This window comes from Streptomyces sp. NPDC085927, from assembly GCF_044540975.1.
GTDB lineage: Bacteria > Actinomycetota > Actinomycetes > Streptomycetales > Streptomycetaceae > Streptomyces > Streptomyces hirsutus.
The window spans coordinates 87,687-101,126 of record NZ_JBITSN010000007.1 but is presented as its reverse complement, the minus strand read 5'-3'; the positions used below and the strand labels follow the sequence as shown (position 1 = coordinate 101,126).

14 protein-coding genes and 1 tRNA gene are annotated in these 13,440 nt (G+C 72.1%); 9 read left to right on the top strand and 6 right to left on the bottom strand.

What is annotated here, in order from left to right; translation table 11 throughout:
• Positions 1-177: 177 nt before the first annotated feature.
• Both ACIF80_RS20100 and ACIF80_RS20095 read left to right on the top strand, forming a co-directional pair.
• Positions 178-262: transfer RNA gene (locus tag ACIF80_RS20100), tRNA-Leu, on the top strand.
• 72 nt (positions 263-334) lie between these two features.
• Positions 335-709 carry a YchJ family protein gene (locus ACIF80_RS20095; protein WP_399806319.1) on the top strand — a complete coding sequence of 125 codons (375 nt, stop codon included), beginning with the start codon at positions 335-337 and terminating at the stop codon, positions 707-709.
• Between the two features lie 147 nt (positions 710-856).
• Here the strand turns inward: ACIF80_RS20095 and ACIF80_RS20090 are convergent, their stop codons facing one another.
• Positions 857-1,558: a FadR/GntR family transcriptional regulator gene (locus tag ACIF80_RS20090; RefSeq protein WP_399806317.1), complete on the bottom strand. Its 702-nt coding sequence runs from the start codon at positions 1,556-1,558 to the stop codon at positions 857-859.
• 137 nt (positions 1,559-1,695) lie between these two features.
• On the opposite strand from ACIF80_RS20090, the gene ACIF80_RS20085 reads away from it, so the two are divergent.
• Together ACIF80_RS20085 and ACIF80_RS20080 are read left to right on the top strand one after the other, a co-directional pair.
• A complete protein-coding gene (locus tag ACIF80_RS20085; protein ID WP_399806316.1) occupies positions 1,696-2,214 on the top strand; it encodes a gluconokinase in 519 nt (172 codons plus the stop codon).
• A 152-nt stretch (positions 2,215-2,366) separates the two neighbouring features.
• Positions 2,367-3,764, top strand: a complete 1,398-nt coding sequence (locus ACIF80_RS20080; protein WP_399806314.1) for a gluconate:H+ symporter — start codon at positions 2,367-2,369, stop codon at positions 3,762-3,764.
• A gap of 135 nt (positions 3,765-3,899) precedes the next feature.
• Here the strand turns inward: ACIF80_RS20080 and ACIF80_RS20075 are convergent, their stop codons facing one another.
• From ACIF80_RS20075 to ACIF80_RS20060, 4 genes are all read right to left on the bottom strand, one after another.
• A complete protein-coding gene (locus ACIF80_RS20075; protein WP_399806312.1) occupies positions 3,900-4,523 on the bottom strand; it encodes a cytochrome b/b6 domain-containing protein in 624 nt (207 codons plus the stop codon).
• Positions 4,507-5,337: a molybdopterin-dependent oxidoreductase gene (locus tag ACIF80_RS20070; RefSeq protein WP_399806310.1), complete on the bottom strand. Its 831-nt coding sequence runs from the start codon at positions 5,335-5,337 to the stop codon at positions 4,507-4,509. Before ACIF80_RS20070 ends, ACIF80_RS20075 begins: the two co-directional genes overlap by 17 nt.
• Positions 5,338-5,450: 113 nt before the next feature.
• Positions 5,451-7,001, bottom strand: coding sequence for an APC family permease (locus tag ACIF80_RS20065; protein ID WP_399806308.1), 1,551 nt, complete (start codon positions 6,999-7,001; stop codon positions 5,451-5,453).
• A gap of 61 nt (positions 7,002-7,062) precedes the next feature.
• Positions 7,063-8,013: a hypothetical protein gene (locus ACIF80_RS20060; protein WP_399806307.1), complete on the bottom strand. Its 951-nt coding sequence runs from the start codon at positions 8,011-8,013 to the stop codon at positions 7,063-7,065.
• Between the two features lie 318 nt (positions 8,014-8,331).
• Here ACIF80_RS20060 and ACIF80_RS20055 point away from each other — a divergent pair, with 318 nt between their 5' ends.
• From ACIF80_RS20055 to ACIF80_RS20045, 3 genes are all read left to right on the top strand, one after another.
• On the top strand, positions 8,332-8,862 hold the full coding sequence (locus ACIF80_RS20055) for an NUDIX domain-containing protein (protein WP_399806305.1): 531 nt from the start codon (positions 8,332-8,334) through the stop codon (positions 8,860-8,862).
• 95 nt (positions 8,863-8,957) lie between these two features.
• Positions 8,958-9,350, top strand: coding sequence for a YidH family protein (locus ACIF80_RS20050; protein ID WP_399806304.1), 393 nt, complete (start codon positions 8,958-8,960; stop codon positions 9,348-9,350).
• Positions 9,347-9,682 (top strand): DUF202 domain-containing protein, encoded by a 336-nt coding sequence (locus ACIF80_RS20045; RefSeq protein WP_399806302.1) that lies wholly within the window; start codon positions 9,347-9,349, stop codon positions 9,680-9,682. The genes ACIF80_RS20050 and ACIF80_RS20045 overlap by 4 nt, the downstream gene beginning before the upstream one ends.
• 90 nt (positions 9,683-9,772) lie before the next feature.
• Here ACIF80_RS20045 and ACIF80_RS20040 read toward each other — a convergent pair whose 3' ends face one another.
• A complete protein-coding gene (locus tag ACIF80_RS20040) occupies positions 9,773-10,702 on the bottom strand; it encodes an NADP-dependent oxidoreductase (protein WP_399806300.1) in 930 nt (309 codons plus the stop codon).
• 214 nt (positions 10,703-10,916) lie between these two features.
• On the opposite strand from ACIF80_RS20040, the gene ACIF80_RS20035 reads away from it, so the two are divergent.
• Entirely contained in the window at positions 10,917-11,963 is a 1,047-nt protein-coding gene (locus ACIF80_RS20035) for a phosphotransferase family protein (protein WP_399806298.1), read from the top strand.
• A 2-nt stretch (positions 11,964-11,965) separates the two neighbouring features.
• The gene (locus ACIF80_RS20030) at positions 11,966-13,180 is read left to right on the top strand and encodes an acyl-CoA dehydrogenase family protein (protein ID WP_399806296.1); all 1,215 of its coding nucleotides are present in this window, start codon (positions 11,966-11,968) and stop codon (positions 13,178-13,180) included.
• Positions 13,181-13,440 lie beyond the last annotated feature (260 nt).

Below are 13,440 nucleotides of genomic sequence, written 5' to 3'. Positions count from 1 at the left end.
CCCGGCGAGAGACGGACGGGAACCGAGCCGGAACCGGACGGAGGGAAGCCGGGCGGGAACACCGCAGGACGCGGGCGCGGCCGGGCCGGTCACCCACCGGAGGGTGATCGGCCACCCCGGAAAGCCTGGTAATGTTTACGTCGTCGCCGCGGGGGAAACCCGCGCGTCAGACACCTTGTCCGGGTGGCGGAATGGCAGACGCGCTAGCTTGAGGTGCTAGTGCCCTTTAACGGGCGTGGGGGTTCAAGTCCCCCCTCGGACACATGAACGCGAGGGCCGCGACCATCAGGTCGCGGCCCTCGCGCGTTGTCGCGCCCCGTCACGGAGGAAGACCATGGCCGATCGCCCCTGCCCCTGCGGGCTCCCCGAGACCTACGAGGCGTGCTGCGGCCGTTTCCACGCGGGGACGGCCGCCGCGCCAACCGCCGAGCGGCTGATGCGGTCGCGGTACTGCGCCTTCGTGCGGCTGGACGCCGGTTACCTGCTGCGCACGTGGCATCCGCGGACGCGGCCGGAGCGGGTCGACCTCGATCCCGGGACACGGTGGACCGGACTGGAGATCCTGGAGACGGCCGGCGGGTCCGCCTTCCACTCCACCGGGACGGTGACCTTCCGGGCGTCCTACCGGGGCGGCTCGCTGCACGAGCGGAGCCGCTTCGAGCGGGTGGACGGGGCGTGGGTGTACCTCGACGGGGAGTTCCTGAGCTAGGGCCCGTCTCGAACTCCCGCCCGACGGGCCCGCACTGGTGGTCGCCGACGCCCCGTCAGCCCCGTCGGCCGGGTCGAACCCGAGCAGTCCACGAGGCGCCGTTCCACTCGGCCCGGTGAGGCGACCGCCCCGGTCCGGCCCGCCCGGTCACGGTGCCAGTATGTCCAGTTCCTGGAGGGCGCCCACGGTGATCTGGCGGGTCAGTTCCTCCGCGCGGGCGGCGTCGCGCTCGCGGACCGCTTCGGCGACCTGGACGTGCAGGGTCACCGCGGCCGGGTCGGGGTCGTCGAACATCACGTCGTGATGGGTGCGGCCGGCCAGGACCTCGGCGACGACGTCGCCGAGGCGGGCGAACATGTCGTTGCCGGACGCCGTGAGGATCACCCGGTGGAAGGCCATGTCGTGGAAGAGGTACCCCTCCAGCCGGTGGCCGCGCGAGTTGGCGACCATGCCGAGGGCGCACTCGGTGAGTTCGGCGCACTGCTCGGCGGTGGCGTTGCGGGCGGCGAGCCCCGCCGCGACCGGTTCGACGGCCGAGCGCAGCACCGTGAGCGAGCGCAGTTGCCGGGGGCGGTCCGCGCCGGCCAGCCGCCAGCGGATGACCTGGGGGTCGTACACGTTCCAGTCGCAGGCCGGGCGGACCGTGACGCCCACGCGGCGCCGGGACTCGACGAGGTACATGGACTCCAGGACGCGTACCACTTCACGCATCACGGACCGCGACACGTCGAAGCGCTGGGCGAGCTCGTCGGTGCGCAGAACGCTGCCGGGCGGGTAGGCGCCCGCTGTGATCTCGGGGCCGAGGGTGTCCAGTACGCGGCCGTGCAGCCCCCGGCCCGTGATGCTCATGCACTCAGAGTACGGGGCGGATCACCGGAACGAAAGGTCGGACTTATTCGTCACAGAGTCTTGTATTTGTCTTACCTTTAGGTTTCAGTTGCCTCGACATCAGGTTGTCGACGACGACAGCAGACAGTGAGGCAGCGATGAACACCCCCCATGTCGTAGTGGTCATGGGCGTCGCGGGCACCGGCAAGACCACGATCGGTCCCCTGCTCGCGGCCCGGTACGGCGTCCCGTACGCCGAGGGCGACGACTTCCACCCCCCGGCCAACATCGCCAAGATGTCGGCCGGCACCCCGCTCGACGACGACGACCGCTGGCCCTGGCTGGACGCCATCGGCGAGTGGGCTCACGGTCGGGCCGGGCTCGGCGGGGTGGTCAGCTCCTCGGCACTGAAGCGGTCGTACCGCGACCGGCTGCGGTCGGCCGCGCCCGGCGTGGTCTTCGTGCACCTCACGGGTGACCGTGCGCTCATCGAGGACCGGATGTCGCACCGCGAGGGCCACTTCATGCCCACGGCACTGCTCGACTCCCAGTTCGCCACGCTCCAGCCGCTGGAGCAGGACGAGGCCGGGGTCGCCGTGAATGTCGTGGGCAGCCCCGAGGAGATCACCGAACAGGCGATCGCCGCCCTCGCGGATTTCTCCGGAGTCTCCTCCTAGCTCCCGCCCGGCACCGGCATCGGCCGGTCCTCCCCGTCGGCCTCGGCAAGCTCTCCCCCACCCGGGCCGCACCCCCATGAACCCCGGGATGTCCCCACCGCCCCGGTTCTCTCCCTGATTCCCCTTCTCCCCGTACTCACAAGGAATCCACCGTGACCAGTCTCAGAGTCGAGATGCTGGCAGCGGACGTACCCGAGCCGATCACCTCGGCCGGCCACGCTCAGCTGGGCATCGCCGTCCTGGCCGGCATCGCTGTCATCGTTCTGCTCATCACCCGCTTCAAGCTGCACGCCTTCCTGGCGCTGACCATCGGTTCGCTGGCACTCGGCGCGTTCGCCGGGGCGCCGCTGGACAAGGTCATCACCAGCTTCAGCGCCGGGCTCGGTTCCACCGTCGCCGGTGTCGGCGTGCTCATCGCCCTCGGAGCGATCCTCGGCAAGATGCTCGCCGACTCGGGCGGCGCCGACCAGATCGTCGACACGATCCTCGCGAAGGCCAACGGCCGCACCATGCCGTGGGCGATGGTGCTGATCGCCTCGGTGATCGGTCTGCCGCTGTTCTTCGAGGTCGGCGTCGTGCTGCTGATCCCGGTCGTGCTGATCGTCGCCAAGCGCGGCAACTACTCGCTGATGCGGATCGGCATCCCGGCGCTCGCCGGTCTGTCCGTGATGCACGGTCTGGTGCCTCCGCACCCCGGCCCGCTGGTCGCGATCGACGCACTCGACGCCAACCTCGGCGTGACGCTCGCGCTGGGTGTGCTCATCGCCATCCCGACGGTGATCATCGCCGGTCCGGTGTTCTCCAAGTACGCCGCCCGCTGGGTGGACGTCCCCGCCCCGGACCGGATGATCCCGCAGCGCCCCTCCGAGGACCTGGAGAAGCGTCCCGGGTTCGGTCCGACGCTGGCGACCATTCTGCTGCCGGTCGTGCTGATGCTGGCCAGGGCCCTGGTCGAGATCGTCGTCGACGACCCGGAGAACGGCGTTCAGCGCGTGTTCAACGTCATCGGCTCCCCGATGATCGCCCTGCTCGCATCCGTGCTCGTCGGCATCTTCACGCTGGTCCTGCCCGCCGGATACGACAAGAGCCGGATCTCGCAGCTGGTCGAGAAGGGCCTCGCCCCGATCGCGGGCATCCTGCTCATCGTCGGCGCCGGCGGCGGCTTCAAGCAGACGCTGATCGACTCGGGCGTCGGCCAGATGATCCTCGAGATCTCCGCGGACTGGGCGATACCGGCCCTGCTGCTCGGCTGGCTGATCGCGGTGGCGATCCGGCTGGCGACCGGTTCGGCGACCGTGGCGACCATCTCGGCGGCCGGCCTGGTGGCGCCGCTGGCGGCCGACATGTCGACCACGCACGCCGCTCTGCTGGTGCTGGCCATCGGCGCCGGCTCGGTCTTCTTCAGCCATGTCAACGACGCCGGTTTCTGGCTGGTGAAGGAGTACTTCGGACTGAGTGTCGGCCAGACCATCAAGACCTGGTCGGTGATGGAGACGATCATCTCGGTGGTCGCCGGAGCGCTGGTGCTGCTGTTGTCGTTGGTCATTTAGCTGATCAACGAAGCGGGTCACCTGGGCCGGTCACCACAGCCGGTCGTCCGGCTGATCACCTGACCGACCGTCCGATACGGCCGCGACCGCGGTACCGCCCATGCGGTGCCGCGGTCGCGGCCGTTCATCATGTGCTCAGGGCCGCCACAACGGATGCTCGCGCTGCGCCCAGTCCCGGCCGACGGTGCCGGTGCGCATGCCCCGGCGGGCCTCCGGGTCGGCCAGGGCCATGCCGACATGGCCGGCGAGGACGATGCCGAGGGTGAGCGCCAGCCAGTCGTGGACGAAGGTCGCGCTGGTGCGCCACACCAGCGGGGTGAGGTGGGTGAACCACATCATCAGGCCGGTGCCGAGCATCACCAGCGTGGCACCGGCGATCCAGGCCGCGTAGATCTTCTGTCCGGCGTTGAACTTGCCGGCCGGCCGCCGCGAGGGGCGTTTGTCGCGACGCAGCGCGGCCCGCAGCCACGTGCGGTCGTGCGGGCCGAAACGGTTCAGGCGGCCCAGGTCGGTACGGAAGGCCCGGGAGAGCAGTCCGGCCAGGGCCGGCCCCGGCAGCGCGACCCCGGACCACTGGTGGACGGTGACCACCAGGGCGCGGCGCCCGACCGACTGGGCGAGCTGGGGGACGTACAGGCAGGCGGCGGTGAACACGCAGAGGCCCATCAGCACGGCCGTGGTGCGGTGCACCCACCGCACGGTGCGGGTGAAGCGCGGAACGCCGGTGGCGGCGGGCGGCAGGTCAGTTCGTGGGCTCATCGTCGCGTCCGTTCGAGCGGCCGACCCAGGCGTCGATGTCGTAGCCGCGCTCCTCCCAGTAGCCGGGTTCGACGTCCTCGGTGACGGTGATACCGGAGAGCCACTTGGCCGACTTGTAGAAGTACATGGGGGCGACGTAGAGGCGGACCGGGCCGCCGTGGGCGTGGCCCAGGTCCTCGTCCCGCATGCGCAGGGCGACCAGGACGTCCGCCCGGCGGGCCTGGGCGAGGGTGAGGCTCTCCGAGTAGGCGCCGTCGAAGCAGGTGAAGCGCACCGCCCCGGCCGTGGCGCGCACGCCCGCCGCGTCCAGGAGCCGGGACAGGCGCACCCCCTCGAACGGGGTGCGGGGCACCCGCCAGCCGGTGACGCACTGGACGTCACGGACCATGCGGGTCTGCGGCAGGGCCCTGAGGTCGGCGAGGGTGTAGGAGCGGGGGCGGTCGACCAGGCCGTCGACGGTGAGGCGGTAGGTCCCGGCGCTCTTCCGCGGGACGGACGAGGTGACGGAGTAGTAGCGGAAGCCGCCGCCGTTCGGGAGCAGTCCGGTCAGGCCGGTGGGGTCCTTGTCGGAGGCTTTGGCGAGGAAGGACTCCAGGCCGCGCTGGAGTACGGGGGCGGCGGCCACGCCGAGGGCGCCGAGTCCGAGGGTGCCCAGGAAGACACGGCGGCCGATGGGCCTGCCCCGGCCGTCGGGCGCCGCCCCGTCCGGCTGTTCGCGTGCTTCCGGCCGTTCCCGGCCTTCCTGCTGTTCCCGGTCTTCCGGCTGCTCGAGTACTTCCGGCCGTTCCCGGCTTTCCGGTCGTTCGGGGTTCACTGTTCCATTCGAGCACCCGCGCCCCGGTGGGACCAGGGTTCGCGGGTGCCCGTCGGACTTCCGTGAGCTGCCCGGCCGCGCGGCGGGCGACCCCGTCCGTGATCCGGGGTGGGCTACGGCGTGCGCTCGGCCTCCTTGTCCAGCTGGAACGCCTCGTTGCCGAGCCCGATCCGGGCGTGCGTCCCGGGGGCGCGGGAGCGCAGCACCAGGCCCTGGACCAGGCCGGCGACGAGGGCCAGCCCGATGATGCCGGGCAGCAGCAGGCTCAGGACGGAGCCGGGACCGGCGCCGACGAGCACGTCGAAGTCCTTGACGGTGTAGCCGGCGATCACGGCCAGGGCGAGGCCCGCCAGCGCCGAGGTGACCAGCCGCCAGGCCTGGGCGCCCGCGGCACCGCGGCGGACGAAGAAGACGACGACGGACAGCGAGGCGATCGCCATCAGGACGATCACGCCGAGCGCGCCGATGTTGCCGCCCCAGGTGAACAGGTGCAGGACGGGCGCGGTCGGGTCGCCGGCCGGCTTGTCGTCGGTGACCGCGAAGGCCAGGACGAGCACCGCGGCGATGCCCGTCTGGAGCAGCGACCCGGTGCCGGGGGCGCCGCTGGTGCCGGTGGTGCGGCCGAAGGCGGAGGGCAGCAGGCCCTCGCGGCCCATGGCGAAGGCGTACCGGGCGACGACGTTGTGGAAGCTGAGCATAGCGGCGAACATGCCGGTGACGAAGAGGATGTGCAGGACGTCCGTGAAGGTGCCGCCGAGCCGGGACTCGGTGAGGAAGAACAGCAGCCCCGCGCTCTGCTCCTGCGAGGTGGCGACGATGCCCGCGGGGCCGGTGGCGACGGTGAGGGCCCAGCTGCTGATCGCGAAGAACACGGCGACGCCCGTGACGGCCAGGAACATCACGCGCGGCACCAGGACGTGCGGCCTGCTGGTCTCCTCGGCGTACACCGGGGCCTGCTCGAAGCCGAGGAAGGCCGCGATGCAGAAGCACAGGGCGGTGCCGACGCCGGCGCCGGTGAGGGTGTCCGGGTTGAAGGCGTGCAGCGACAGCCCTTCCTTGCCCGGGTCGGCGATCGCGGCGATGTCGAAGACGACGACCAGGAGCACCTCGATGACCAGCAGGACGCCGAGCACGCGCGCGTTCACGTCGATCTTCAGCCAGCCCAGCGCGCCGACGGCGGCGAGGGCCACCAGCGACGGTATCCACCAGGCGACCTCGAGGTCGGCGTAGGTGGCGAAGAGTCCCGAGACCTCGAAGCCGAAGATGCCGTAGATGCCGACCTGGAGGGCGTTGTAGGCGACCAGTGCGACCATCGCCGCGCCCGCGCCGGCGGTGCCGCCGAGGCCGCGGGAGATGTACGCGTAGAAGGCGCCGGCGTTGTGGACGTGCCGGCTCATCTCGGCGTATCCGAGGCTGAACAGCACCAGTACGACGCCGAGGACGACGAAGAGCAGCGGCTGGCCCACGATGCCCATCACCGCGAATGTGGTGGGCATGACACCCGCGACCACCATGAGGGGAGCGGTCGCGGCGAGCACGGAGAGCAGCAGACCGCCCGTGCCGAGACGGTCGGCACGCAGGGCGCGCTCCTGCCCCTTGAAGGTGCTGATGCCGTCCGCTGCGGATCTGCTCGTGCGCGAGCTGCGCGAACTGTCCGTCGTCATCGGGAGAACCATCCTTGGGTCGGGAGTGGGAGCTGCCTGGTGGGTGGAGGGGTCGCGGGGGTCATCCGGCGCCGAGGGCGGCGATCCGAGCGGTGCGAAAGGCGGTGAGCGGGTCGCGGTCCGGGTACGACCAGGGGACCGGGGTGACCTTGTCGCCGATCCGGTGGAACAGGGCGGCTGCCTCGGCACCCCGGCCCTCGCAGACCTTGGCGTGGGCGAGGAAGTTCAGGTCGATCAGTCGGCGCGGATGCTCTTCGTGCTCCCACTCCAGCCACCAGTCGAAGGCGGCCTTCATCACCTGCCGGGCACGGCGGCCCACCCAGTGTCCGGAGGCGGCCGGGTCGGCGCGCTCGTGGCCGGCGGCGGCGAGGGCGCGGTAGCGCTCGGCGTGCGCGATGACCGGCAGGATCGCCAGGGGCGAGTCCGCGGGTGCCTGCTCCGCGGACCAGTTGGCGAAGTCGTAGACCTCGTGCAGCGGGTCCGGGCCCGCCTCCACACGGCGTTCGGCGAGCCAGGCGACCACCAGATGGTGGGCGTGGTGGTGGTCCGCGTACCGGGAGCGGATCTGCTCGAAGACGCGGACCGCGTCGCCGTCGGCCCCCTGGGCACACTCCAGCAGGAGCAGGCCGAGCCAGGGGGTGGGATCGGCGGGCAGTACGGCGGCGGCCCGGTGGCAGGCCTCGCGCGCGCGGTCGGGCTTGTCCTTGCCGCGCAGGGCGCGCCGCACCTGGGCCAGGGCGAGCAGGACGGCCCCGTCCCCGGAGTCGGGTTCGGCGAGCAGCCAGTCGCGGGCCCAGGCGGCGCAGGTGGACTCCCGGGCGAGCACCGTGATCCGGTGGCCGCGGCGGTCCCAGTCGTCCCCCGTGCGCACCAGCAGCGAGCGGCTGTTCTGCCACCGGCCCTGTGCCAGCGCGGCGCGCGCGGCGACGAGTTCTTCGTCGTCGAGGGCCTCGTCGAAGGCCTGTGCCGCCCGTCTGCGGACACGGCCGAGGGGAGGCGGGGGTGGGGGCACCGCGGACTTCCTCACGCGTTCTTCCGGTGGCTCGGCCCATGGCGGGTGGTCGGCCCGTACGGCAGTGGTCGGCTGCCGTCAGCCATGGACTGATCACGGACAGCAAACCGCCAGCCAACAGTTGACGTCAAGGGCGCCCGAGGCATTACACGCGTCAACTGGCGTCACAGGAACATCACTTGGAGGACGCGGCCGTACGGCCGGGACCGGAAGGGGGTTCCCGGGCGGGGCTCCTGGACCGGGCCCGCGAAGGGGGCTCGTGACGTGTCGTCAGGCCCTCGTGCGCGGGACCGGCGCGGGCCCTGCTTCGATGGACGCATGACCGCTGCCGATGAACCCGCGCCCGCCGCGGACGAGATGCTCGACATCGTGGACGAGAACGACCGGGTGACCGGCCGGGCCCCGCGCGGTGAGGCCTATGCGCGGGGGCTGCGGCACCGTTGCGCGTTCATCCTGGTCAGGGACGCCGAGGACCGGATCTTCGTGCACCGGCGCACCTCGACGAAACTGGTCCACCCCTCCCTGTACGACATGTTCGTCGGCGGAGTGGTGGGCACCGGCGAGAGCTACGCCGAGGCGGCCCTGCGCGAGGCCGAGGAGGAACTGGGCGTGTCCGGGCTGCCGCAGCCCACGCACCTCTTCACGTTCCTCTACGACGCCGGCGACGGGCGGAGCTGGTGGTCGGCGGTCCACGAGGTCCGCTGCGACCTGCCCGTGCGGCCCCAGACCGAGGAGGTGGCCTGGCACGCCTTCCTGACCGAGCCGGAGCTGGAGCGCCGCCTGGGCGAATGGGCATGGGCTCCGGACGGCCTGGAGGCGTACGAACGCCTCAAGGCCCACCGCGGATGACCGCACCGCCGGGACCTGCGCCGCCCGAGGGAGCGGCGGGCCGGCAGGCCGCACCGGCCGGGTCCGTGTCCGGGCGTCCCGGGTAGGGTCGCGGAGTGATCGACTTCGTACGGAACGTCCGGTTGTGGTTCGCGCCCCAGGACGTGCGGCAGGAGGGGGACACGCCCGACTACCGGTTCTCGCTGGCGAACGAACGCACGTTCCTGGCCTGGCTGCGGACCGCGCTCGCGCTGATCGGCGGCGGCTTCGCCGTGGACCAGTTCCTGCCGGACCTGCGCTGGGGCTGGCGGGTCGGGCTCGCGCTGGCGCTGCTCGCCGCGGGAGTGCTGTGCGCGCTGCGCGCGGTCAACCACTGGGTGCGCTGCGAGCGGGCCATGCGGCGCGGCGAGGATCTGCCGGTGTCCCGGTTCCCGGTGCTGCTGAGCCTGGTCGTCGCCGTCGTCGCCGTGGCGATGGTCGTCGTGGTGCTCGCCGGGTGGGACGGGTGACCGGCCCGGCCGCGGTACGGGCGGGCCGGGACCCGGGGCTGCAGCCCGAGCGGACCCGGCTCGCGTGGCGCCGTACGACCCTGGCGTGCACGGTCGCGTCCGTCCTGGCGGTACGGACCGCGCTGCACGGCGGGGTCTCGGCCCCCGAAGTGGTCCTGTGCGCGCTGTGCTGCGCCTGCTGGCTGGGGTTCCTCCTGGTCGCCCACCGCCGGATCCGTCCCCTCTCGGCCACCGGCACCCCGGCCGCCCCCACCCCGCGGCACCTCACCGCTGCGGTGCTGTGCACCGTGGCCCTGGCCGTGTGCGGGGCGGCCCTCGTCCTTCAGCGCTGACGCACGGGCCGACGGACGGCCGGCCCGCGGACCGTCCCTGTCTCCCCGCTCCCCCGTCAACCCGTCAACCCGTCACCATCCGTCAACCGCCTACCCGTCCACCGTCACCACGATCTTCCCCCTGGTCCGGCCCTCCTGGTTGAGGCGGTGGGCGTCCGCCGCGCGTTCCAGCGGGAACGCCTCGGAGACGTGCACGCTCACCACGCCCTGTTCCGCCAGTTCGGACAGGTGACCGAGATCCTGCGGGTCGGGGCGGACGAACCAGTAGCTGCCGCTGTACTCCATGACGGCGGGGTCGGCGATCGACGCGAGCCGGCCCTCGGAGGCCAGGGCGGCGGCGGAGGCCTTCAGGGCGTCGCCGCCGACCGAGTCGAACACGGCGTCCACGCCGGCCGGGGCCAGCCCCCGCAGCCGCTCGGCGAGGCCGTCGCCGTAGGTCACCGGCTCCCCGCCCAGGCTTCGGACGAAGTCGTGGTTGCGCTCGCTCGCCGTGCCGAGGACGCGGGCGCCGAGGTGTGCGGCGAGCTGGACGGCGATGGAGCCGACGCCGCCGGCCGCGGCGTGCACCAGGACGGTCTCGCCCCGCTTCACCCGCAGGACCCTGTGCAGCACCTGGTAGGCGGTGAGTCCCGCGAGGGGCAGTCCCGCGGCCTCCTCGAAGGACAGGTTGCGCGGCTTGCGCGCGAGGGCCCGTACCGGGGCGGCCACGTACTCGGCGAAGGTGCCGCGGGAGAGGAAGTCCTCCCGCACGTAGCCGATGACCTCGTCGCCGGCGGCGAACTCGGGGACGGCGGCGCCCGGTCGTACCACCACGCCCGAGACGTCCCACCCCGGAACCACGGGGAACACCGGGGCCAGGAGCTGGTCCAGGTAGCCTTCGCGGCACTTCCAGTCGACCGGGTTGACGGCTGCCGCCCGTACTTTCACGAGCACCGAGTCGGGGCCGACCCGGGGCTCCGGCATCTCCGTGAGTTCGAGCACCTCGGGGCCGCCGTACCGCGCATAGCTGATCGCCTTCATGGGGTAGAGCCTTCGCCGTCGTCTCCTGCCGCGCAAGTGGAATGCCGGGGCCGGGAGACCGGGGCCGGGCCGTTCACGCCACGGCCGCTCTGCCGCACACCGGCGGGGGTGGACTTTCCTCGTGGCCCCGATCACGTTTCACCCTCGCCCTGGACGGCATACCGACTGGTCGGCATCATATGTCGAGTACTGTCACCTGCCCGTAGGAGCGAGTATGAGCCCCGACCACCCGCCCGGACTGGATCTCGACCGGCTGGGCGCGCTGCTCGACCGGGAGCGCCCCGGTCTGGTGAACGGCCCGCTCTCCGGCCGGCTGATCGAGGGCGGCAGGTCGAACCTCACCTACGCGGTCTCCGACGGCACCGCGAAGTGGGTGGTACGGCGTCCCCCGCTCGGACATGTCCTGGCCACCGCGCACGACATGAAGCGCGAGCACCGCGTGATCAGCGCGCTGCACCCCACTCCCGTCCCGGTGCCCCGCACCGTCCTGCTGTGCGAGGACGAGGAGGTGCTCGGGGCGCCCTTCTACGTCATGGAGTTCGTCGAGGGCACCCCGTACCGGACGGCGGACCAGCTGGCGCCGCTCGGCCCGGAGCGCACCCGGCGGGCGGTGCTCGCCCTGGTGGACACGCTGGTCGACCTGCACGCGGTGGACCCCGGGGAGGTGGGCCTGGCCGACTTCGGCCGCCCCGAGGGCTTCCTGGACCGGCAGCTGCGGCGCTGGGGCAAGCAGCTGGACGCCTCCCGCAACCGGGAGCTGGCCGGGATCGACGAACTGCACGCCGCGCTCGGCCGGGAGCTGCCCCGCTCCCCCGCGCCGGCCGTGGTGCACGGCGACTACCGCCTGGACAACGTCCTGATCGCGAGCGCCGGCGGGGGCGCCGACTCGATCCGGGCCGTCCTCGACTGGGAGATGTCCACCCTCGGCGATCCGCTGACCGACCTCGGCCTGCTGGTGATGTACGGCATGCCGCTGGGCATGCCCGACTCCCCGGTCTCCACGACCGCCGAGGCTCCCGGGCACCCGTCGCCCGCCGAGCTGATCGAGCGGTACGCCGCCCGTTCGGGCCGCGACGTCTCCGGGGTCGCCTGGTACACGGCGTTCGCCTGGTTCAAGCTCGCGGTGATCCTCGAGGGCATCCACTACCGCTACACGCTGGGGCAGACCGTCGGCCCCGGTTTCGACCGCATCGGCGATCTCGTTCCCGTCTTCATCGAGCACGGTCTGACCACGCTTCGCGAAGGCCTCCGGAAGGACTGACCATGGACTTCACGTTCGACGCGCGCACCGAGGAACTGCGGACCGCGCTCCTCGCCTTCATGGACGAGCACGTCCACCCCGCCGAGCGGGTCGCCGACGAGCAGCGCGCCGCGCTGCACTCCCCGTGGGCGAATCCCCCGGTCGTGGAGGAGCTCAAGGCCGAGGCGCGCAGACAGGGCCTGTGGAACCTGTTCCTGCCCGACTCCGCGTACGGTGCCGGGCTCACCAACCTCCAGTACGCGCCGCTCGCCGAGATCATGGGCCGCTCCCCGCAGCTGGCGCCCACGGCGACGAACTGCGCGGCGCCCGACACCGGCAACATGGAGGTGCTGTCGCAGTTCGGCGACGAGCAGCAGCGGAAGCAGTGGCTGGAGCCGCTGCTGGCGGGTGAGATCCGCTCGGCGTTCGCGATGACCGAGCCGGACGTGGCCTCCTCCGACGCCACCAACATCACCACGCGGATCGAGCGGGACGGCGACGAATACGTCCTCACGGGCCGCAAGTGGTACATCTCCGGGGCGATGCATCCGGACTGCAGGATCTTCATCGTGATGGGCAAGACCGACCCGGGCGGGTCGGACGTCCGCCGCCAGCAGTCCATGGTCCTGGTGCCGCGCGACACCCCGGGCGTCACGATCACGCGCGCCATGCGGGTGTTCGGCTACGAGGACCATTACCACGGCGGCCATGCCGAGATGGTCTTCGACCAGGCGCGCGTGCCGGTGTCGAACCTGATCGGCGAGGAGGGTGGCGGCTTCGCCATCGCGCAGGCCCGGCTCGGTCCCGGCCGGATCCACCACTGCATGCGGCTGATCGGCATGGCCGAGCGGGCGATCGAGCTGATGTGCCGGCGGGCCGTGTCCCGTGACGCCTTCGGCAAGGCGCTGGCCCAGCAGGGCGTCGTGCAGAACTGGATCGCGGACGCGCGGGTCGCCGTCGAGCAGCTGCGGCTGCTGGTGCTGAAGACGGCCTGGATGATGGACACGGTCGGCAACCGGGGCGCGCACACCGAGATCCAGGCCATCAAGATCGCGACCCCGCGCACGGTCGTCGGCATCCTCGACCGGGCCATCCAGCTGTACGGAGCGGGCGGGGTCAGCCAGGACCACCCGCTGGCCGAGCTGTACGCGGCCGCCCGGACGCTGATGATCGCCGACGGACCGGACGAGGTGCACCAGCGGTCACTGGCGCGGCGGGAGATCAAGAAGTACCGCTAGGGCCGGTCCGAAGGATCAGGTCGGAGGCGATGGACGGTATCTGTCCGGCTGGGGTGAGCGAGGACTGGTGCGTTCAGCTGCAAGGCGGGGAAGGGCGCCGACGCGATGGGGGCCCCTCCCGCGCATGGGGGTCCCTCCCGCTCGAGCGGAGCCGAGCGTGGGGGAGCAGCCGAGCGTGGGGGAGTCGGCAACCGACGACAACGCCGCTGGGGTCCCCCTGCTCGAAGAGCTTGGGGGAGAGCGTGCCGGTCCTCGCGTCT

What these genes read in the sequence shown, in the direction of transcription:
- ACIF80_RS20095 (WP_399806319.1), top strand. Translation starts at nt 335, where the DNA reads ATGGCCGATCGCCCCTGCCCCTGCGGGCTCCCCGAGACCTACGAGGCG.
- ACIF80_RS20090 (WP_399806317.1), bottom strand. Translation starts at nt 1,558, where the DNA reads ATGAGCATCACGGGCCGGGGGCTGCACGGCCGCGTACTGGACACCCTC.
- ACIF80_RS20085 (WP_399806316.1), top strand. Translation starts at nt 1,696, where the DNA reads ATGAACACCCCCCATGTCGTAGTGGTCATGGGCGTCGCGGGCACCGGC.
- ACIF80_RS20075 (WP_399806312.1), bottom strand. Translation starts at nt 4,523, where the DNA reads ATGAGCCCACGAACTGACCTGCCGCCCGCCGCCACCGGCGTTCCGCGC.
- ACIF80_RS20065 (WP_399806308.1), bottom strand. Translation starts at nt 7,001, where the DNA reads ATGACGACGGACAGTTCGCGCAGCTCGCGCACGAGCAGATCCGCAGCG.
- ACIF80_RS20055 (WP_399806305.1), top strand. Translation starts at nt 8,332, where the DNA reads ATGACCGCTGCCGATGAACCCGCGCCCGCCGCGGACGAGATGCTCGAC.
- ACIF80_RS20040 (WP_399806300.1), bottom strand. Translation starts at nt 10,702, where the DNA reads ATGAAGGCGATCAGCTATGCGCGGTACGGCGGCCCCGAGGTGCTCGAA.
- ACIF80_RS20035 (WP_399806298.1), top strand. Translation starts at nt 10,917, where the DNA reads ATGAGCCCCGACCACCCGCCCGGACTGGATCTCGACCGGCTGGGCGCG.
- ACIF80_RS20030 (WP_399806296.1), top strand. Translation starts at nt 11,966, where the DNA reads ATGGACTTCACGTTCGACGCGCGCACCGAGGAACTGCGGACCGCGCTC.